16 protein-coding genes and 1 other RNA gene are annotated in these 19,117 nt (G+C 45.5%); 8 read left to right on the top strand and 9 right to left on the bottom strand.

What is annotated here, in order from left to right:
- The first annotated feature begins 4 nt into the window (after window positions 1-4).
- The 5 genes from BLS64_RS11240 (at window position 5) to BLS64_RS11220 (ending at window position 7,468) form a co-directional block, all read left to right on the top strand.
- Window positions 5-1,453: a RagB/SusD family nutrient uptake outer membrane protein gene (locus BLS64_RS11240; protein ID WP_093113579.1), complete on the top strand. Its 1,449-nt coding sequence runs from the start codon at window positions 5-7 to the stop codon at window positions 1,451-1,453.
- Window positions 1,454-1,521: 68 nt separating this feature from the next.
- Window positions 1,522-2,259, top strand: a complete 738-nt coding sequence (locus tag BLS64_RS11235) for a PepSY domain-containing protein (protein WP_093113580.1) — start codon at window positions 1,522-1,524, stop codon at window positions 2,257-2,259.
- A 123-nt stretch (window positions 2,260-2,382) separates the two neighbouring features.
- Window positions 2,383-4,434, top strand: coding sequence for a urocanate hydratase (locus tag BLS64_RS11230; RefSeq protein WP_093113581.1), 2,052 nt, complete (start codon window positions 2,383-2,385; stop codon window positions 4,432-4,434).
- A gap of 266 nt (window positions 4,435-4,700) precedes the next feature.
- Entirely contained in the window at window positions 4,701-6,080 is a 1,380-nt protein-coding gene (locus BLS64_RS11225; protein ID WP_245693439.1) for a M16 family metallopeptidase, read from the top strand.
- Window positions 6,080-7,468: a M16 family metallopeptidase gene (locus BLS64_RS11220; RefSeq protein WP_093113582.1), complete on the top strand. Its 1,389-nt coding sequence runs from the start codon at window positions 6,080-6,082 to the stop codon at window positions 7,466-7,468. Before BLS64_RS11225 ends, BLS64_RS11220 begins: the two co-directional genes overlap by 1 nt.
- Here the strand turns inward: BLS64_RS11220 and BLS64_RS11215 are convergent.
- The 3 genes from BLS64_RS11215 to ssrA form a co-directional block, all read right to left on the bottom strand.
- On the bottom strand, window positions 7,416-7,757 hold the full coding sequence (locus BLS64_RS11215; RefSeq protein ID WP_093113583.1) for a GIY-YIG nuclease family protein: 342 nt from the start codon (window positions 7,755-7,757) through the stop codon (window positions 7,416-7,418). The two genes, BLS64_RS11220 and BLS64_RS11215, sit on opposite strands and share 53 nt — an antisense overlap.
- Before the next feature lie 166 nt (window positions 7,758-7,923).
- Complete coding sequence (locus tag BLS64_RS11210) at window positions 7,924-8,166, bottom strand: GIY-YIG nuclease family protein (RefSeq protein ID WP_093113584.1); 243 nt, start codon at window positions 8,164-8,166, stop codon at window positions 7,924-7,926.
- 404 nt (window positions 8,167-8,570) lie between these two features.
- Window positions 8,571-8,970: a transfer-messenger RNA gene (ssrA, locus tag BLS64_RS11205) on the bottom strand.
- Between the two features lie 250 nt (window positions 8,971-9,220).
- Here ssrA and BLS64_RS11200 point away from each other — a divergent pair.
- On the top strand, window positions 9,221-10,429 hold the full coding sequence (locus BLS64_RS11200; protein ID WP_093113585.1) for an NAD(P)-dependent oxidoreductase: 1,209 nt from the start codon (window positions 9,221-9,223) through the stop codon (window positions 10,427-10,429).
- Here the strand turns inward: BLS64_RS11200 and BLS64_RS11195 are convergent.
- The 5 genes from BLS64_RS11195 to BLS64_RS11175 all read right to left on the bottom strand — a co-directional run bounded on the left by BLS64_RS11195 (window position 10,423) and on the right by BLS64_RS11175 (window position 13,824).
- Window positions 10,423-11,205 (bottom strand): oxygenase MpaB family protein, encoded by a 783-nt coding sequence (locus BLS64_RS11195; RefSeq protein ID WP_093113674.1) that lies wholly within the window; start codon window positions 11,203-11,205, stop codon window positions 10,423-10,425. The genes BLS64_RS11200 and BLS64_RS11195 overlap by 7 nt on opposite strands.
- A gap of 79 nt (window positions 11,206-11,284) precedes the next feature.
- Window positions 11,285-12,520, bottom strand: coding sequence for a DUF4153 domain-containing protein (locus BLS64_RS11190; protein ID WP_093113675.1), 1,236 nt, complete (start codon window positions 12,518-12,520; stop codon window positions 11,285-11,287).
- 16 nt (window positions 12,521-12,536) lie between these two features.
- On the bottom strand, window positions 12,537-12,821 hold the full coding sequence (locus tag BLS64_RS11185) for a hypothetical protein (protein WP_093113586.1): 285 nt from the start codon (window positions 12,819-12,821) through the stop codon (window positions 12,537-12,539).
- A 74-nt stretch (window positions 12,822-12,895) separates the two neighbouring features.
- Entirely contained in the window at window positions 12,896-13,204 is a 309-nt protein-coding gene (locus BLS64_RS11180) for a winged helix-turn-helix domain-containing protein (protein ID WP_093113587.1), read from the bottom strand.
- Entirely contained in the window at window positions 13,204-13,824 is a 621-nt protein-coding gene (locus BLS64_RS11175; protein ID WP_093113588.1) for a hypothetical protein, read from the bottom strand. The genes BLS64_RS11180 and BLS64_RS11175 overlap by 1 nt, the downstream gene beginning before the upstream one ends.
- A 114-nt stretch (window positions 13,825-13,938) precedes the next feature.
- Between BLS64_RS11175 and BLS64_RS11170 the strand changes: the two genes are divergently transcribed.
- On the top strand, window positions 13,939-14,772 hold the full coding sequence (locus tag BLS64_RS11170; protein WP_093113589.1) for an endonuclease/exonuclease/phosphatase family protein: 834 nt from the start codon (window positions 13,939-13,941) through the stop codon (window positions 14,770-14,772).
- A gap of 51 nt (window positions 14,773-14,823) precedes the next feature.
- On the opposite strand, the gene BLS64_RS11165 is transcribed toward BLS64_RS11170, so the two are convergent.
- Window positions 14,824-16,113 (bottom strand): mechanosensitive ion channel, encoded by a 1,290-nt coding sequence (locus BLS64_RS11165; RefSeq protein WP_093113590.1) that lies wholly within the window; start codon window positions 16,111-16,113, stop codon window positions 14,824-14,826.
- Window positions 16,114-16,422: 309 nt separating this feature from the next.
- Here BLS64_RS11165 and BLS64_RS11160 point away from each other — a divergent pair, with 309 nt between their 5' ends.
- Entirely contained in the window at window positions 16,423-18,975 is a 2,553-nt protein-coding gene (locus BLS64_RS11160) for an adenosylcobalamin-dependent ribonucleoside-diphosphate reductase (RefSeq protein ID WP_093113591.1), read from the top strand.
- Window positions 18,976-19,117: the final 142 nt, after the last annotated feature.

Below are 19,117 nucleotides of genomic sequence, written 5' to 3'. Positions count from 1 at the left end.
GAAAATGAGAATATTAAAAAACACATTAGTGATCTTAGGTTTGCTATCCCTACAGGGGTGCAGCGAAGATGTGCTTACACAGACTCCGGACCATGTGATCTCCGAAAAATTGGTGCTCAATTCCGTAGAAAAACTTGATAAATTGCTCACCGGAACCTATAATGAAGTTTCCCGCGGGGCTTACCTCGGTAGGGTGCTTTATAAAAGAGCAGCAGTAAAGGGAACAGATTTCAGGTTCGTTAAAACAACTTTTAACCCCAGGGAGTACGAACTTATCGAGTACAAGTACGAGGAAAGCGCTAACAATAGCGGAAGCGGGGAAGCCTTGTGGAGACAATCTTTCAAGGCCATCAATAACCTGAACCTTATCATCAATAACATAGATGCTGCAGAAGGAAGCGATGCTGCAAAGCAAGAAATTCGCGGGGAGGCATTAGGGCTTCGCGGGATGGTCTATTTTGACCTGGCCAGGACCTTTGCCTATCCATGGATAAAAGGAGGTGCCTCTGCTCAGGGCCTGCCGCTTAAACTTTCTTCGGAAGAAGTGGTGGTAGAAAGAAGCACTTTAGGAGAGACATATGACCAGATCTTGCTTGACCTGCAGACGGCGCATGATGTTTTGCCGGCAAATACCTGGGAACAGGGGAGTACCCAATACCTCACCAAGACAGGGGTTAAAGCTTTGATGGCACGGGTGTACCTTTACAAGCAGGACTGGGCAAACGCCTTAAAATATGCAGAAGAAGTGATCGCGGCCAGGGGTGAATCCAACCTGATGGGTGTCAATTCTTATGTTTTTTCCGATTATAATTCCGAATCACTTTTTGAGCTGAGCATCACCAGCCAGAACTCTTTGGGAAGTAACGGTCTTGGAGCCCAGTTCGATATGAAGAACGGGGGGCAGGGAGATGTGATTGCGACCGAGACCTTTGTAAACCTTTTAGGAGCCTATGAAAACGACCCTAGGGCAGCGCTTCTAGAAGAAGACAAGGAAGGTACGCAGCAGGCTTTTGTGAAGTACAACAACAGGAGTGATGGCGGCGGATTGAGTGCGCACAACATTCCGGTGCTGAGGTTGTCTGAAATGTACCTGATCGCGGCCGAAGCTGCGGCTCATGGTGCCGGGGGAGGCGATACCGCAGCCCAGGATTATCTCAATACCCTTATCGAAAACAGGACCACAGACTTTACCGCACACCAGGTAACCGAAACTGGAGATGCTCTAAAAGCAAGGATCGCTGAGGAGCGCAGAAGGGAACTGGCTTTGGAAGGTCACGGAGTTTACGATTACATCCGCAGGGGCGTGGACATCATTCGTCCGGTAGACGAGCATGTCAATACCGGTGTTGATGCGGCTAACCTGGATATTGCGGCGACCGATAATCGTACCATCTATCCAATTCCTGCCAGTGAAGTTGAAGCTTCAGGAATGGAGCAAACAGACGGATATTAATAGAAACTAAAATTTCCGGAGGCCGGGTTTAAAAAGAAAACCGCCCGGCCTCCTTTAACAATACAATAATGGTAAAAAGACAAACAGCCTTAAAGATTAGGCAGGCCCACAGGTATCTGGGGATATTTTTGGGAATTCAGTTCATCATGTGGACCGTGAGCGGACTATACTTCAGCTGGACAGATATTGATGAGATACATGGAGATCAATATCGTAAAACTGAAATGGCTCATTCGAGCTTCGAGGGACTGAAAAGTCCGTCAGAATCTTCAGGAATGGAAGTGCATTCCGTAGAACTAAAGGAGATCGCGGGAGAACCTTATTACTGGATCAACCACAGTATGCTTCACCATGCCCGTACCGGTGAGATGAAACATGGGCTTACTGAAGCGGAAGCCCTTTCAATAGCCGAAAAGAATATGATAGACGGTTTGAAAGTGGAAGGCGTGGAAAGAATAACCGAAACCGGCAACCACCACGAGTATCGCGGCGGACCACTGCCGGCTTACGTGGTTTCGTATGACACGCCGGAAAATATAAGAGCCTATATCTCGATCGAAGACGGAACTTTCAGGACACTTCGCCACAGGGACTGGCGCTGGTTCGATTTCCTATGGATGACCCATACCATGGATTACGAAGGAAGGGATGATTTCAACAACATCATCTTGAGAGTTTTCTCTCTTCTTGGATTGATCACGGTGTTGAGCGGATTTGTACTGTGGTACATTTCTTCGCCTACCATCAGGAAATTTCTTGACCCCAAAAAGAAGAAGAAAAAGAAGACAAAGAAAACGACCGTTTAAGAAGTTGGCTTTAGATACTATTTTCAGGTGATCAGCAGTATTTTCTGAAAAGCTAAAAAAGCTGTCGGTAAGGCAGCTTTTTTAATAGCTGAAAATTCTGAAGCCATAAATGAGATTACAGAAATGAATTTTAAACAACAGATTTTAGAGGGCATTCCCGATAGGCTGCCTGCAGCAAAAGCATACGATCCCAATGTGAACCACGCGCCAAAGCGCAAGGAAATATTAAATTCCGAAGAAAAGAAACTGGCCCTGAGAAATGCGCTTCGTTACTTTGAGCCGAAGCACCATGCCGAGCTGCTTCCCGAGTTTCGTGAGGAACTGGACACCTACGGAAGGATCTACATGTACCGCTTTAAGCCGGATTATGACATGTATGCCCGTTCTATTGAAGAGTATCCGGGTAAATGCGAACAGGCCAAGGCCATCATGCTCATGATCCAGAACAACCTGGATCCGAAGGTAGCCCAGCATCCGCACGAGCTCATCACCTACGGAGGGAACGGCGCCGTTTTCCAGAACTGGGCGCAGTACCGCCTGGTGATGAAATACCTCGCCGAGATGACAAATGAACAGACTTTGGTGATGTACTCGGGACATCCTATGGGGCTGTTCCCATCTCACAAGGACGCGCCAAGGGTGGTGGTCACCAACGGAATGATGATCCCCAATTACTCCAAACCCGATGACTGGGAAAAGTTCAATGCGTTGGGTGTCACCCAGTACGGACAAATGACCGCGGGAAGTTACATGTATATTGGTCCGCAGGGGATCGTTCATGGTACCACCATTACCGTACTAAATGCTCTTCGGAAAATAGCTCAAAAGCTCCCCTCCCTTTCAGGGAGGGGGCCAGGGGGTGGTTCAATATTTGTCACCTCTGGCCTGGGAGGCATGAGTGGGGCGCAGCCTAAGGCCGGGAACATTGCAGGCTGCATCACGGTTTGTGCCGAGGTGAATCCTAAAGCCGTGGAAACCCGTCATTCACAAGGCTGGGTAGATGAGGTGGTCACCGATATTTCAAGCCTTGTTGAAAAAGTAAAAAGGGCTAAAGAAGAAAAGAAAACGATCTCTTTCGCTTACCTGGGCAACGTGGTTGACGTATGGGAAGAATTTGACAAGCAGGAACTTCATATCGACCTGGGAAGTGATCAGACCTCCCTTCACAATCCGTGGGCAGGAGGCTATTATCCGGTGGGACTTTCCTTTGAGGAGTCGAACGAGCTTATGGCTAATGACCCAGAAGCGTTCAAAGAAAAAGTTCAGGAGAGTCTTAGAAGGCAGACCGAGGCGATCAACCGCCACACCCAAAAAGGCACTTATTTCTTTGATTACGGAAATGCCTTTTTACTGGAAGCTTCCAGAGCGGGCGCAAAAATATTTAAAGACGAACAGGGCAATTTCGTGACTTCGGAAAAAGCCAAAGACAAGGAAAATTTCGCATACCCGAGTTACGTGCAGGATATCATGGGGCCCATGTGTTTTGATTACGGTTTCGGACCCTTCCGTTGGGTATGCGCTTCCGGAAAGCAGGAAGACCTTGACAGGACCGATGCGATCGCTTCCGAAGTATTAGAGAGACTAAAGAAAGATTCTCCGGAAGAGATCCAGCAGCAAATGCAGGATAACATCAAGTGGATACAGGGCGCGAGAGAGAACAAACTGGTGGTAGGTTCACAGGCCCGCATCCTGTATGCCGATGCCCTGGGAAGAATGGAGATCGCCAAGGCCTTCAACGATGCCATCGCCAAAGGTGAGATAGGAACGGTAGTTCTGGGAAGGGATCACCACGACGTTTCGGGAACCGATTCTCCATACCGCGAAACTTCCAATATCTACGACGGCTCCCGTTTTACGGCCGACATGGCCATACACAACGTAATTGGCGATAGTTTTAGAGGAGCCACCTGGGTGAGCATCCACAACGGCGGCGGAGTTGGCTGGGGAGAAGTGATCAACGGCGGATTCGGGATGGTTCTGGAAGGTAACAAGGAATCTGCAAGACGCCTCCAGTCCATGCTGCACTGGGATGTGAATAATGGTATTTCCAGAAGAGCCTGGGCCCGAAACGAGGGTGCCGTATTCGCGATCAAGCGCGCTATGGAATCCGAGCCGCAGTTAAAGGTCACCATTCCTAATATGGTGGATGACGAGCTTTTTGATCAGAAAGAATAATCTTCTAACTTTTAAAGAAAGGAACTTAAAGATCCCGCTCAAACTCATGTTTGGCGGGATCTTTTTTTTCGGGAGAGCTTATTTCAACCTGAATTTCATTTCTGATTTACTTTTCCGGAATGAAGTAAAATCTTCTCTCTTGCTGTATTTAAGACTGAGGGTCAGCTTTCTAATATAATTTCTTCAGCAGATATTTTCTGAAAATTTTTATATTTTAAGAGTCTGTTAGTGACAATTTTAATAGATCAACTAAACATTATCAACTTATGAAGAAAATTATGAAATTGTTTTTGCTCCTGATGATCACCTCCTCAGGTTTTGCGCAAAACCAACAGCAAAGCAGTGGACCAAACGAGTACAATGTTCCGGTGGAATATTATACCCTGGATAACGGTCTCAAGGTAATCCTCTCTCCTGATGAAACTGCACCTACCGCGATCGTCGCGGTATATTATAACATTGGGTTCAGGATCGAACCCAAAGACCGCACGGGCTTCGCTCACCTTTTTGAACACATGATGTTCCAGGGATCACAGAACCTGGGAAAAATGGAATTCATTAAACTGGTTCAGGAAAACGGTGGTGTTTTGAACGGTTCCACCCGTTTTGACTTTACCAACTATTTTGAGATCGTTCCGGCGAACAAACTGGAAACCATGTTATGGGCCGAAGCCGACAGGATGCGGGGGCTTGACATTACTCAAGAAAACCTCACCAATCAGCAGGGAGTGGTAAAAAATGAGGTAAAAGTGAACGTTTTGAATCAGCCTTACGGAGGATTCCCGTGGCTGGATATGCCGCAGTATGCGAATACCAATTGGTATAATGCCCACAACTTTTATGGGGATCTGGAAGACCTTGATGCTGCGACTTTAGAAGATGTGGAAAGCTTCTTCAATACCTATTATTCACCCAACAACGCTGCACTTGCCGTAGTGGGAGATTTTGATATGGAAAAAGCCAAACAATGGATCAAAGAATACTTCGGAGATATCCCGGCTGCAGACCTTCCGAAGAAACCGGACATTTCTGAGCCCAGACAGGAAAAGGAAAAGCAATTTGTCAAAAATGATTCCCTGGCGAATAAACCTGCAATGGCCATCGCTTACCATATGCCGGAACGAAATACCCCGGAATATTATGCCATGGGCTTGCTGAACCAGATCCTGGTGCAGGGGGACAATGCCTTGCTTCAGAAAAAGCTGGTCGATGAGCTCGGTTATACTTCCAATGTGAGCGGCGGGATCAATTATCTAGGAAATATGTTCAACTATAACGGACCTATGCAGTTCATGTTCAATTTCACCTACGATAATGAGACCTCAAAAGAACAGGTGGTTACGGCAGTAGATGAGGTGATGAACAATTTGAAGATAACCCCGGAAATGCTGGACAATGCCATCGTGAAAATGCGCTCCCAGCTTTATGATGACCTGGGCGGTACATTTGGACTGGGCAGGGCAGATCTGCTTGCGACTTTCGCTCTTTTTGATGACGATCCGGCCCGTATCAACGAACTTGAGGGGGAATTCAAGAAAGTAACTCCCGAATTAATGAACAAAACGGTTTCTGAATATCTGCGTCGATCGAACAGAACCATTCTCACCGTAAATCCGCTTTTGGCTAATAATGAAAACCCGAACTAATGAAAACATCTATTTATACCTTCATATTAGCTTTATTCCTGGTGCTGCCGGGTAAAGCTCAGGACAAAGAGACTCCGCCACAAGGTGGGGAACCAAAGGATTTTACCCTTCCCGAAAAGGAGGTGATCAATTATGATAATGGCCTTAAGCTCGTGCTGGTGCCTTATGGCAGTATTCCAAAGGCTACCATCAGCATCAATTTGAAAACCGGAAATATAAATGAAGCTGAAGATGAGGTATGGCTGGCAGATCTCCTGGCAGACCTGATGGAAGAAGGAACGACGGCAGATTATTCTGTAAAGGATAAACTCGCCGGAATGGGAGGGAACCTGAACGTGGGAGTCGGCACCCATACCACCTCTTTAAGCACCAGTGTGCTTTCAGAATTTACGCCCGAAGCAATGCGTATTTTGAGCGATGTACTTGTAGACCCAAAGCTGCCGCAAAGCGAACTGGAGCGGCTTAAAAAAGATATGAATCGGAACTTAAGTGTTGCATTGTCCAGACCCGGAACCCAGGCAAGAAAAGAGTTCTTTGCAGAGATATATCCAGATCATCCTTACGGCAGGCAGTATCCTACAGCCGAGCAGGTAAATTCTTATGATCTTGAGGATGTAAAAGGCTTCTATGAGGAGAATTTCGGGGCGCAACGGGCAACGGTTTATGTTGTGGGGAATTTTAATGCAGAGGAGGTGAAAACAGCGGTAAAAGAAAAATTGAGCAGCTGGAGAAAGGGCCCGGCAGTTGATTACCCGATTGCAGAACCGGAAACAGCTGCCGCCGTAAAGATCATCGACAGGCCCGGAGCTCCACAGTCCACTATCTACTATGGGTTGCCTGTAGTAGATCCGTCGCATGAAGACTATATCGCGCTTGATGTGATGAATTCCTTACTGGGAGGCTCTTTTGGTTCACGTATCACCAGTAATATTCGGGAAGATAAGGGGTACACTTATTCTCCCAACAGTGCATTGGTCGCCAATTACAAGACCGGCCTTTGGTTCGAGAATGCCGATGTGACCACAGAGTTCACCGGAGCTTCAATTGAAGAGATCAATAAAGAGATCCGCCGACTGCAAAACGAGGCGCCTTCAAAGGAGGAATTGCAGGGGATCCAGAACTATGAATCAGGGATCTACGTACTGCAGAATTCTTCCCCCTGGGGTATTATTAGCCAGTTGAGCTTTTTAGACGTTCACAACCTGCCCGAATCCTTTTTGGTAGACCAGGTGAAGAACATCAATGCCATAACTCCACAGCAGATCCAGACCATGGCTGAAAAATACATCCAGCCGGAGAAAATGACTTTAATTGTTGTGGGTGATAAGGAAAAGATCAAGGACCAGGTGAATGAAACCATGAAAACTCCGGCAGAAATAAAGAAGTAAGAAAATATTCTGAGATCAAAAGCCCGGCCAGTGCCGGGCTTTTTTTAAGCAATCTTTTCTGGTGGAAGGCTGCTCCTGATCCTGTCTTGAGGTATCGTTCAAAATCGCAGGCCTTTTTCTTGTCGGGGAACGGTGAAAGATGAATCAATTCTACAGGCAATTTATCCTTTGTAAAATGTACTTCTCCTTTTTGGTGCTTCTTTAGCCTTTTCTGAATATCTTCTGTAAAGCCGATATAATATTGTCCGGTCGAGCATTTCAGGATGTAAACGGCATAAGGTAATTCCATAATCGATCAAATTGATGTAAATGAAAATAGGAAAGATTTAGAATTTGTGAGTAAAGAAGAAGTGGATGTGTCCATTGAAGCCCTCGCACGATTCGTTATGTTGGAAATAAATTCAAATAAAAAGCCCTCCTTCGCTTTTGAAAACCAAAAGCTTCGGGAAGTTAGTTTATAGTAATCGTTTATTTAAAAAAGCTCTTCCTGATCCCGTTTTGAGGTATTTTTCAAAATTGTATGCTTTGTATTTATCATTAAAGGTGATTTTGGTAGTCACAGAAACAGGAATTCTGTACTGTGTAGATTTTACTTTTCCACTATTATGTTCTTTTATTCTCTGTTCAAGATTTGAAGTGCATCCAACGTAAACAGAATTATTTGAGCATTTCAATAAATAGACTGTCCATGTTTCCATTTGAAGAAAAAATTGAAGTGGACTTTGTCTACCGAAGCTCGCCACTTAAAGGAGAATAAATAAATATAGGAAAAGAATTGCAATAAAATAGCTAGTCTTTGCTCATGTCCGAGCTTCGGTGAGCGAAGATGTTTATTTATTTCATTGATGAATGAAGTGGGTTGTGTCCACTGTAGCTCGCCAATTAGAGCGGTGGATAAGTTGATGGAAAATGAATTAAATAAAAAAGCTCGTATTCGAGATGTCTGAGCTTTGGCGAGCGAAAGATGTTGGGCTTATTTCATAGATGAATGGAGTGGACTGTGTCCACCGTAGCTCGCCACTTAAAGGAGAATAAATAAAAAATAAGAAAAGGATGGCAAAAAAAAGCTCGCCCTCGCTCATGTCTGAGCTTCGGCGAGCGAAGGTGGAGTCGGGCGGGTTCGAACCGCCGTCCAAACAAGCAATTCAGCTGCTTTCTACACGCTTAGTTTTCGTTTGGTTGTCGATGCAAGACCGGCCGAAAACCACCAATCTTGCACGTATTCCCGCTTAAGTTTCAAAACCGCATCAGGACCCTGCGGTTTCTATATTTACTTTACCGGTGCCTCTGGTGCGGGCGCCGTAAATCAAGGCTCCCGCGAGACATCTTGGCTCCCTGCCTTGCAGGGACTAAGAGTAACCTACTATGATTCGGTTACGCAGCCAAGGCGTAGTTATTCTCGCCGTTTAAAAAAGTCTGAAATATGAGATTTACGAGCTATATCCCAGCGCTCGACGTGCTTACAACTCAATTTGACTCGCTGTCAAAACCAAGTCGACCCCATTATGTAAAGAACTTACTTCTATTATCGCATTAATTATGCCAATCTCGTCCTCCGAAGCCTTGGCGTAGGAGGATTATTCGGGCGGCTACACCTTCGCTCCCGCTTCAGTGCACCGGGCTTTCCGCTCATAGTTTTTGTTCGTTTCCTCACAAAAAGCTACCCGCTTCAATCCCTGCCGCAGTGCAAAGATAGTATTAAATTCCTATCTTTGAGACTCACTCAGTATTATTCAAAATCCATACCCAAATATGATAAAATTTGCCCTCATCAAAGAGCGAAAAACCCCACCCGACAGAAGAGTGGTATTTTCTCCCCAAAAATTGAAAGAAGCCGTAGAAAAGTTTCCCGAGGCAAGTTTTAAAGTAGAAAGTTCAGACATCCGTATATTTTCAGACCAGGAGTACCGCGATGCGGGCTTCGAGGTTTCCGAAGATGTTTCCGATTGCGACGTGATGCTGGGGGTGAAGGAAGTTCCTATCCCGGCCCTTATTCCGAATAAGAAATATTTTTTCTTTTCGCATACCATAAAGAAACAGCCCTATAACCGGGACCTGCTGCGGGAGATCCTTAAGAACAACATTGAGCTGTATGACCACGAGGTGATCGTGAACGAGACCGGCGGCCGACTCATTGGCTTTGGAAGGTATGCCGGATTGGTAGGAGCCTATAACGGAATTAGAGGTATAGGCCTTAAAAATGACATTTTTGCCCTGCCAAAAGCGGAGTCCCTACCAGATCTCAATGCCATGCTGGCAGAGCTCGATAAGATCAGCCTGCCGCCGCTCAAGATCGTTCTTACCGGAAGCGGAAAAGTGGCGCATGGAGCCAAAGAGATCCTGGATCATCTAAAGATAAAACAGGTTGGAGTAGAGGAGTACCTGGAAGGCAGTTTCCAGGAGCCGGTCTACTGCCATATCGATGTGCTTGATTATAACAAGCGTAAGGACGGAAAAGAAGGTTCAGCCCAGGATTTTTACACCCATCCTGAAAATTATGAATCCGACTTTTTAAGGTTTGCAAAAGCCAGCGATTTTTTCATCGCAGGGCATTTTTACGGAGAAGGCGCTCCGGTTTTCTACACGGCCGAAGATATGAAGTCCCCGGCCTTTAAAATTAAATATGTGGCAGATATCTCCTGCGATATCGCCGGACCGATTGCCAGCACCATAAGGCCGTCTACCATCGCTGAACCTTTTTATGGTTACAGTGCTGAGAGTGACGGGGAAGTGGATTTTAGCGAGAAAAGCGCTATCGCCGTTATGGCTGTGGATAACCTGCCTTGCGAATTGCCTAAGGACGCAAGTGAAGGTTTTGGTGACATGTTCCTGAAAAATGTGCTTCCGGCATTCTTTGACGGGGACAAGGACGGGATCCTGGAACGAGCAAGAATGACCAAAGACGGAAAGTTAACTGAAAGATTTAAATATCTGCAGGATTACGTTGATGCCGGTCAATAAGCTGCAGAAAACCTGTCCAGCGACCTGATCTCTTTTTTATATTCAGAAGGCAGCAGCAGTTCTTTCAACAGCCAGTCGAGATCAAGATCCCGGCTAAGATCATACATGCCCAGCAGTGGCTTTAAGAGGGAGCCGCGCCTGAAGCCCAGTAGTTCTTTGACTTTTTCAGGAAGGAGAAGGCGCTGGGCTTCCAGTAAAAGCTGAAATCTCACAGGGCCAAGGTGTTTCCGGTATTGTGTGAACAGGTCTTTGGAATAGGCACCGTATTGCAAATGCTCCTGCAGGTGGTGGGCCCGCATCTTCTCGTAGCTCTCAAAATTTGCAGGAAGGTCCTTGATCTCCATTCTTTTCCCAACCCTGAAAAATACTTTGAAAACTTCCCTTTTTTCTTCCAGGGTCAGCTTGCGTTCCAGGACCTCGAAGGAACGGATGGAATAGTCGATGAGCATGAACAATACATCTCGATAAGCCCAATCCGGAATATTTTTTCCGCGTTTATTCTCTACTGAAGAGTGGATAATATTCATCCTGTCTATTGCTTCTATGGCCTGTTCTTTTTCGGCAAAAACGATCTGCCGCGCATAGGAGACGGTGGAAAAGAGGCGTCCCAAAGGATCTTTTGGAAGCCTGCCGGTGAAATAAAGCCAGTCCACTGCCTTGTTCAGCGCGAATTCAGCAGAAGCCCCCGCAAAAATGAAAAGGATGGTATCGCTTTTTCCCCAGATCTCCCTGACGATAGAATTTTCAGCAACAAAATTTTTCTCTTCCGTGTTCATAGTGAATGATTTTAGGATACCTTCAGCAATGGCTCCTGTCAATTTATGGAGGTTCAAATTGGATACCATGATCTTGAATTTATTTAAAACCAAAAATGAACGGAAAGAGGTATACCACTATAATGATCCAAACAAAATATACCGGCAGGTATCTCACGATAGACCTTCCCACTTCCACACTGTGGTTCTTATCTCTAAGGCTTTTAAATATGCTGGAGCTCACCATGAACAGGTGGACCAGGATCAGTATATTTCCTCCCAGGACGGCCAGGCGATTGGGGGTGAAACCCCATTCAGCTATCCTGTAGATTATAGCCGACAGTGCAATGCCGTTGACCAGGATGGTCACCAGGGAAAGCGGGAACAGGATATATTTGGTGGGGCCCAGCCTGTCTTCTTTAGCTACCGAGAAAAAGATGAGCGCCATAACGCCGATAAGCAGAAGGTTGAAAAGTATCAGAAAATCCCTGTCAGTATAAGGCTCTTTTCCGGAGTAGACGATTGCGCCAAGGTAAATGAGCAGCATGACCAGAACTACCGGACTAAAAATTTTGGCGATCACCGGCGAGACCTTGTTCACCAGGCCGGGGTTCGTCTGCACCAGGAGCGTGGCAAGAATGGGAACGGCAGGCAAGGAAAAGATCACTACATTCTGAAAATAGAATTCGGCGATCTGCAGCCCGATGAGTCCAAAAAGACCAAGGGTGACACCGGTAAGCATTATTCCGGCCAGCACAAGCATGGCGCACATCACTAAGAGATCTCCGTTAAAGCTCAGGAAGTCAAGCCTTTTTCTGTAATCCCGAAGATCGTTACCTGTAAAAGAAATTCCCAGTGCTCCCCATAACAACAAGGGCAAATGTATGCAGGCGAGGACAAGCGTGTCGCTCTGCAGGTCGCCGGGAAGCAGGTTGATGTAGAGCAAACTTGCGGCGGTAATGCCGGTAAGTATGGCGATTTTAACTTTCGACAAGTTATTTCTTAGGGCAAAAAATAAAATGAGGAATGGAAATGTCAAAAACCCGATGTTCCTGGGGTAGAAGAACTCTTCCGCTATACCTGTAATAGCAGGAAGTTTAGCCAGAAGTCCGGCAATTACTGCGGCTAAAATCACAAACTTCAAGTCCTTTTTTGAGCCCCAGGTGATTTCCGGCGCTGCATAATGCAACCTTTCCTGCCAGAAATGCATTATGGGCCGGTCCCGGTATTCCCCGTATACCGCTTCAAAATGCTGCCTGAATTCAGCTTTGTTCTTACGGTATAGCCTTTCCAGTTCTGCCGGACTGTCTAGGCCTGCAATGATCTGATCTCTCATGATACTGGTTTTTAATTTAGCTTCCGGCAAACGGACTTCCGAAGATCCCCACGGCTAGTTCTGCCCAGATCAGGAAAAAAGCTATCAGGATAACTCCCCACACGATGACCCGGTTCTTTGGGTTGGAAACTTTTCTAAAAGCAAGTTCGATGAGCAGACCGGTGGCCAGGAGCAAAATTCCCATGATAACAAAATCAGATACTGTCCACATCACTTCTTCACTGAACTGCATAGCAATTAAAGGGATAAGTAAAAGGCCTGCGACGACCGTTAAGATGATCAGGATTCTTGAGTTTTTCATAATGAATGATTTAAGTTAATAATCAGGTTTTTTAAGGACTTTGAAATTCAAAGTGAATTGATAAAAAAATATAGTTATGGTTTTAACTGCTGTTGACCCAATAAACTTTCAATAGCATCAATATGTTTCTGAAAATCTTCCCTTCCTTTTTTAGTGGCGATGTATCGGGTGTTAGGCTTCCGATCAATAAATGACTTTTCTACCTTTACATAATCCTTCTTTTCCAAAGCCTTTATGTGGCTTGCAATATTTCCGTCGGTTACTCCCAGCAGTTCTCTTAGGGTGGTAAAATCGGCATGCTCGTTCACCATCAACACGCTCATGATCCCAAGTCGCACGCGGTGGTCAAAGGCCTTATTGATATTGCTGATAATATTCTTCATCAGGCATTTTTTCTATCGTACTTCCTGTACATCCAGATGCCGTAAACAATATGAAACAACCCGAAGCCGGTCGCCCAAAAGTAAATTCCGTAGCCTAAGAACTGGGTAGCTAAAAGCCCCAGTACCAGGTTGGCGTACCCCAGGCTCCTGAGGTCTCCAAAAGTATATTTGCTCGCGTGTATCAATGACAAGCCATAAAAGATAAGCATGGCAGGGGCGATAAGGCCGATGAGTTCATACTGCACCAGTACCAGGCAGAAGATCCCGCCGGCAATGAGAGGGGCAAAGAAGTTTATCAGCAATCTCTTTGTAGTAGTTTCCCATATCTTCTGTCCGTTCTTTCCGGCTTTTCGGGTGGTTAGGAAAACGGCAGTGCCAATGGCCAGCACAAGGACAGCCGAAGCTACCAGGAACAGCTGCTGCAGCACCTCCTGGTTCATTTCCGGAGCTACGGTATTCAGCGCCTGGTCTCCAAGTAATTGCTCGGCTACCACGGCACCTGCAAGGGCGTAGATCCCGGCGAAAACTCCCGCGAGTCCGCTCAGGGAAATAAACCGGGAGGAGCGGTTCATCATTTGTTTGATCTCGCTAATGTCCCGAAGATACTTTTCATTCTTCATTTTAAAGTACTTTGAAAAACAAAGTAAAATAAAAAAATCGTATTTCCCACCAAAAAAGAGCTAAAAATGTTTTTCTTCTGAAATAATTCCGATTTTTGAAGCAAACAGGAAAATATGAAAAAGAGCACATTTTTGATCCTTTTGTTTTTTGTGCAGGTAACCCTTTACAGCCAGACAATGGAGATAATGACTTATAATATCAAATACCTTAATGAGACCGATGGGGAGAACAGCTGGTCCCAGCGCAAGGATCACCTTACCAGCCAGATCAAATTCTACGAACCGGGAATTTTTGGAGTCCAGGAAGCGGTTCTCGAACAGCTGCAGCATATAAAGCAGAATCTCGACGGCTATGAATATCTTGGAGAAGGCCGGGATGGTGGCCAAAAAGGGGAATTCAGCGCCATATTTTTTGAGACCGAAAAATTTGAGAAACTGGAAGAAGGAACCTTCTGGCTTTCTGAGACTCCCACAGTACCTTCAATGGGCTGGGATGCTGCATATCCGCGGGTTTGCACTTATGCGAAGTTCAGAAATGTTCAGAATGAAGATGAATTTTGGGTGTTCAACACTCATTTTGACCACATGGGGACCTCGGCCAGGAAGAAAAGCTCCCGAATGATCCTTGAGAAGATGGAAGAGATCAATCAGCAGGATCTTCCCGCCGTTTTAATGGGTGACCTTAACCTGGAACCTGACACCGAAGAGGTGAAGTTTCTTTCAGCACATATGGAGGATTCAAAGACGATTGCCAACCTTGTTTTTGGTCCGGAAGGCACTTTTAACGCCTATGAATTCCAGGAACCGGTAACCAGGCGAATAGATTATATCTTTCTGTCAAAAGGCGATTTTAAGGTGAAAAAATATGCGGTGCTTTCCGATTCCAAAGATCTCAAATATCCTTCTGACCATCTGCCGGTACTGGTGGAGCTTAAGCTAAAGAAGTAATTTTCAAGATATAAAAAAACCGGCCGAAGCCGGTTTTTTTATTTTCACCTCCTACATGGGTGGAGTAGGATTATCTGGTTCATCTTTATCTCTTGGAGTTCCCGGTGGGGGCGGAGTCCTTCTGTCGCCCGGTAGATCGGTTTTCTTTTTGGTTGGATCTTCCATGTCTGAGGCTTCAGACCTGAACTTCTTGATGATGTCCCTGAAGTGTTCTCCCGCGGCATCACGTCCGCCAAGTCCGTAACTTAAGGCTACAGCTACGGCGATGGCTCCAAGAATGAGTCCGAAGGCCAGTTCCACGATCTCGTTGGCAATACCCATTGTTCTTAATGCAATAGCAATGAACAAAGCTAAAGTTGACCATCTGACCACCCCTGCAATAAAGTGGTTCTTGTTGGACCGCGTCATGGTATTGTAGATCAACAGCGATATGTAATTTCCGATCGCCAGGATCACGATTCCAAAGAGGATCTGTCCGGTGATCTCAAGAATATCATGCAAGATTTCGGTCAATCTGGAAAGGCCGAGTATTTCTACTGCAGTGATGATTCCGAAGAAGACCAGGAAGAAATAAATAAGATTGGCCACCAATTTTGATAAAGATTGGCCGGCTCCAATCATATTATGGATCTGGATCTTTTCCGCAGAGCGGTCAAGTCCCAGGCTTCTGAACAGGTCTTCCAGGAAATTCGCCAGGTACTTTCCTCCCCAGATGAATACGAGCAGGATAAGCGCGGCAATGACGATCTCTCCAATGAGTTCGGTGAAGCCGTAAAGGATGTCATTGGCAGGTTCAGAAATGGCTTCCAGTTGCAAGGTGTTGAAAGCCTGTATAAGGAAAGGAATGAAGATCACAAGGAAGACGATCTTTCTTATGATGTCCACCAGTTTGTCTGTATCCTTGAACCCTGTTTTATCTACCCATCGGTCAATGATTCCACCGCCTATATGAATAAGGTTAGCGACAAATTTTGCCAAAACATAACCTATGAAGGCGATCAAAACCGCTCCAATCAGGTTGGGTATGAACAACAGGAATTCGTTGATCATGTTTTCGAGAGGGGTGAGCACTTCACTTATCCCCAGGATCTCAAGCACGATCAGCAAAACGATGATCATTATAAGGTAATAGAAGATGTTGCCCACAAAAACGTTGGTGTCTTCTATATTATCACTTCCAAAAACCCTTTCGTCCCATGAGGTTTTCCGAAGCATTTTAACAATAAGGGCTTTGATTCCCCGGGCGATCAACCATCCTATTAAAAGGACCAGTAACGCGCCTAAAAGATCGGGTAAAAAATTGGCGATCCTCTCGCCGATATCCTCCAGCTGAGTTTCCATAATTTTTGGTTTTTTTAGAAAGTTAGTACTTGAAGTTAATTTAAAAAGCCCTTAATACACAGCTGCTTAACAAGAGTTTAAAGAAAATTTTAAGCTGTTGTTAATTTTATTTTAAAGTGAAAAAATGGAAGAGATTTTGCTTCAAATCAGTATTGACAAGGGCTGAAGGAGAATGAAAAAAATCAACCTTAACTTTCGGAAAATTTTTCAACAGCTGTTGGTTAATAACAATGTGGAGGGGCTTATCCAAAAAATCAATAATTAAAATAACTTTATCCCTCCACTAATTGAAACAAAAACGAAACTGCCATGGTTGAAGAATTATTTAGTACCCAGACCTATACATACAATGAGGTGCTGGAAGCATGCTTGAAATATTTCAAGAATGATGAGCTCGCTGCTACTACATGGATAAACAAGTATGCGGTAAAGGACAAGAATGGGAAATTCCTGGAATTGACCCCAGATGACATGCACCACCGCATGGCCAGGGAATTTGCACGCATTGAAGCAAAATATGCAGACAGAGCAGGGGATAAAGAAAATCTGTCTGAATACGGAAAGACCCGTGAAGCCTTAACAGAGGAACGAATTTTTCAGCTTTTCAAAGATTTCAAATACAGCATTCCGCAGGGAAGTGTCATGGCAGCCCTGGGAAATGATCAAATGATCGCCTCTTTGTCTAACTGTGTTGTGGTGCCGCCGGTCTATGATTCTTACGGCGGAATCCTGTACACAGATCAGCAACTGGTGCAGCTTTTCAAAAGACGTTGCGGGGTAGGAGTAGACCTTTCCGGCCTTCGTCCAAAAGATGCACTGGTTTCAAATGCCGCCGGAACAACTACCGGAGCGGTTTCTTTCATGGAGCGTTTTTCCAACACCACCCGGGAGGTGGCTCAAAACGGGCGTCGTGGGGCATTGATGCTCACTATTGACGTGGCACACCCAGATGTGGAAGATTTCATTACCATTAAGCAGGACCTTAAAAAGGTGACCGGCGCTAATATTTCTGTACGTCTTTCAGATGAATTCATGCAGGCCGTAACAGATGATGCCGATTTCACCCTGCGCTGGCCAATTGACAGCCCAGATCCTGAATACAAGAAAACTGTAAGAGCGAAAGAACTTTGGGATACCATTATCAAATGTGCCCATAATACTGCAGAACCCGGATTGATCTTCTGGGACAAGCAACATACTTATTCCACTTCTTCTTACTATCCCGGCTTCAAAAACAGTTCTACAAACCCATGTTCAGAGATCGCGATGCAGGGAGGAGATTCCTGCCGATTGATCGCGGTGAACCTGTACAACTTCGTGGATGAACCTTTCACCGAAAATGCTTCTTTCAACCACAAGAAATTCTATAAAGTGATCTATGAAACTCAGCGTTTGATGGATGACCTTGTAGACCTTGAGCTGGAAGCGGTTGATAAGATTCTCGGAAAGATTGGTCAGGACAAGGAGCCTGATTTCATTAAAAGAACAGAGGTGGAAACCTGGAAACTTTTGGCCGAAAATGGTAAGAACGGAAGGCGTACCGGGTTAGGGTTTACCGCCCTTGCCGATGCTGTTGCCGCTCTTGGAGTGAAGTTTGACACTGCCGAAGCTCTTGAAGTGGTTGACCAGATCATGCAGACCAAGATGCGCGGGGAATTTGACAGTAGTATTGACATGGCGATCTCAAGAGAGCCGTTTAAGGTGTTTGACCCTGCCATTGAAGAGCAGTCAGAATTCGTGCAAATGATGAAAAGGGAATTCCCTGATCTCTACGGAAGAATGATGAAATTCGGAAGAAGGAACATCTCCATCAGTACAGTGGCCCCAACCGGAAGTTTGAGTATGCTTGCGCAGACTTCTTCTGGAATCGAGCCGGTTTTCATGCTCTCCTATAAGAGAAGAAGAAAAGTGAACCCTTCAGAAAAGAACGCCAAAGTTGCTTTTGTTGATGATACCGGAGACGCTTTTGAAGAATTTACAGTTTACCATCCAAAGGTGAAGACCTGGATGGAAGCTTCAGGAAAAGATGATATTAGCCTTAGCGCCTATGCCGGTGCCACAGCTCCTGAGATCGACTGGCAAAAACGTGTGGAGATGCAGGCTTTGGTGCAAAAATACACCACTCACTCCATCAGCTCCACCATCAACCTTCCTACAGATGTGAGCCTGGAAAAGGTGAGTGACATCTACGTGGAATCCTGGAGAAAAGGTCTAAAAGGGATCACAGTTTACCGTGACGGTTCCCGAAGCGGGATCCTTGTCTCTTCTGAAGATAAAAAAGACAATAAGGAGAAAGAATCTGTTTTTTCTGAAACTTTCGCGCCAAAAAGACCAAAGAAACTGGAGGCCAAGATCGTGCGTTTCAACAATGAGAACGAGAAATGGCTGGCAGTGGTTGGTTTGCTGCACGACCGTCCCTACGAGATCTTTACCGGTAAAATGGAAGACGTTTTCAACCTGCCAAATTGGGTTGAAAAAGGATACGTGATCAAGAACCGTGACGAGGATGAGAATTCGAGATATGACTTCCAGTTCTGCGACAAACACGGTTATAAAGTAACCATTGAAGGACTTTCAAGATCCTTCAACGAGGAATACTGGAACTACGCGAAACTGATTTCAGGGGTACTGCGCCACGGAATGCCAATTCCTTACGTGGTAGACCTTATCAATAACCTTAACCTGATGGATGAGAACATCAACACCTGGAAAGCAGGGGTGGTTAGGGCGCTGAAGCAGTTCGTGCCAGACGGAACTCCTGCAGCCGATAAGGAATGCGGCGAATGTGGAGATCCTGAAGGGATCATTTTCTCTGAAGGTTGCCTGGTATGTAAAAGCTGTGGCTACTCCAAATGCGGATAATATTATTTTTGTCCCCCGATAAAAATGAGAAAACCCCGGTTCCTTTTTTGGAAACCGGGGTTTTTGTTTAAGAATGACCTGCAAGGTCTTTTTGACCTTGTAGGCATTTTTAGTCACGAATTCACGAATATTTTTATATCAA

This window comes from Salinimicrobium catena (assembly GCF_900102915.1).
Lineage (GTDB): Bacteria > Bacteroidota > Bacteroidia > Flavobacteriales > Flavobacteriaceae > Salinimicrobium > Salinimicrobium catena.
This window is presented reverse-complemented; position numbering and strand designations above follow the sequence as displayed.

Coding starts and splice junctions, on each gene's coding strand:
- BLS64_RS11240 (WP_093113579.1), top strand. CDS start 5: ATGAGAATATTAAAAAACACATTAGTGATCTTAGGTTTGCTATCCCTA.
- BLS64_RS11235 (WP_093113580.1), top strand. CDS start 1,522: ATGGTAAAAAGACAAACAGCCTTAAAGATTAGGCAGGCCCACAGGTAT.
- BLS64_RS11230 (WP_093113581.1), top strand. CDS start 2,383: ATGAATTTTAAACAACAGATTTTAGAGGGCATTCCCGATAGGCTGCCT.
- BLS64_RS11225 (WP_245693439.1), top strand. CDS start 4,701: ATGAAGAAAATTATGAAATTGTTTTTGCTCCTGATGATCACCTCCTCA.
- BLS64_RS11220 (WP_093113582.1), top strand. CDS start 6,080: ATGAAAACATCTATTTATACCTTCATATTAGCTTTATTCCTGGTGCTG.
- BLS64_RS11215 (WP_093113583.1), bottom strand. CDS start 7,757: ATGGAATTACCTTATGCCGTTTACATCCTGAAATGCTCGACCGGACAA.
- BLS64_RS11210 (WP_093113584.1), bottom strand. CDS start 8,166: ATGGAAACATGGACAGTCTATTTATTGAAATGCTCAAATAATTCTGTT.
- BLS64_RS11200 (WP_093113585.1), top strand. CDS start 9,221: ATGATAAAATTTGCCCTCATCAAAGAGCGAAAAACCCCACCCGACAGA.
- BLS64_RS11195 (WP_093113674.1), bottom strand. CDS start 11,205: ATGAACACGGAAGAGAAAAATTTTGTTGCTGAAAATTCTATCGTCAGG.
- BLS64_RS11190 (WP_093113675.1), bottom strand. CDS start 12,520: ATGAGAGATCAGATCATTGCAGGCCTAGACAGTCCGGCAGAACTGGAA.
- BLS64_RS11185 (WP_093113586.1), bottom strand. CDS start 12,821: ATGAAAAACTCAAGAATCCTGATCATCTTAACGGTCGTCGCAGGCCTT.
- BLS64_RS11180 (WP_093113587.1), bottom strand. CDS start 13,204: ATGAAGAATATTATCAGCAATATCAATAAGGCCTTTGACCACCGCGTG.
- BLS64_RS11175 (WP_093113588.1), bottom strand. CDS start 13,824: ATGAAGAATGAAAAGTATCTTCGGGACATTAGCGAGATCAAACAAATG.
- BLS64_RS11170 (WP_093113589.1), top strand. CDS start 13,939: ATGAAAAAGAGCACATTTTTGATCCTTTTGTTTTTTGTGCAGGTAACC.
- BLS64_RS11165 (WP_093113590.1), bottom strand. CDS start 16,113: ATGGAAACTCAGCTGGAGGATATCGGCGAGAGGATCGCCAATTTTTTA.
- BLS64_RS11160 (WP_093113591.1), top strand. CDS start 16,423: ATGGTTGAAGAATTATTTAGTACCCAGACCTATACATACAATGAGGTG.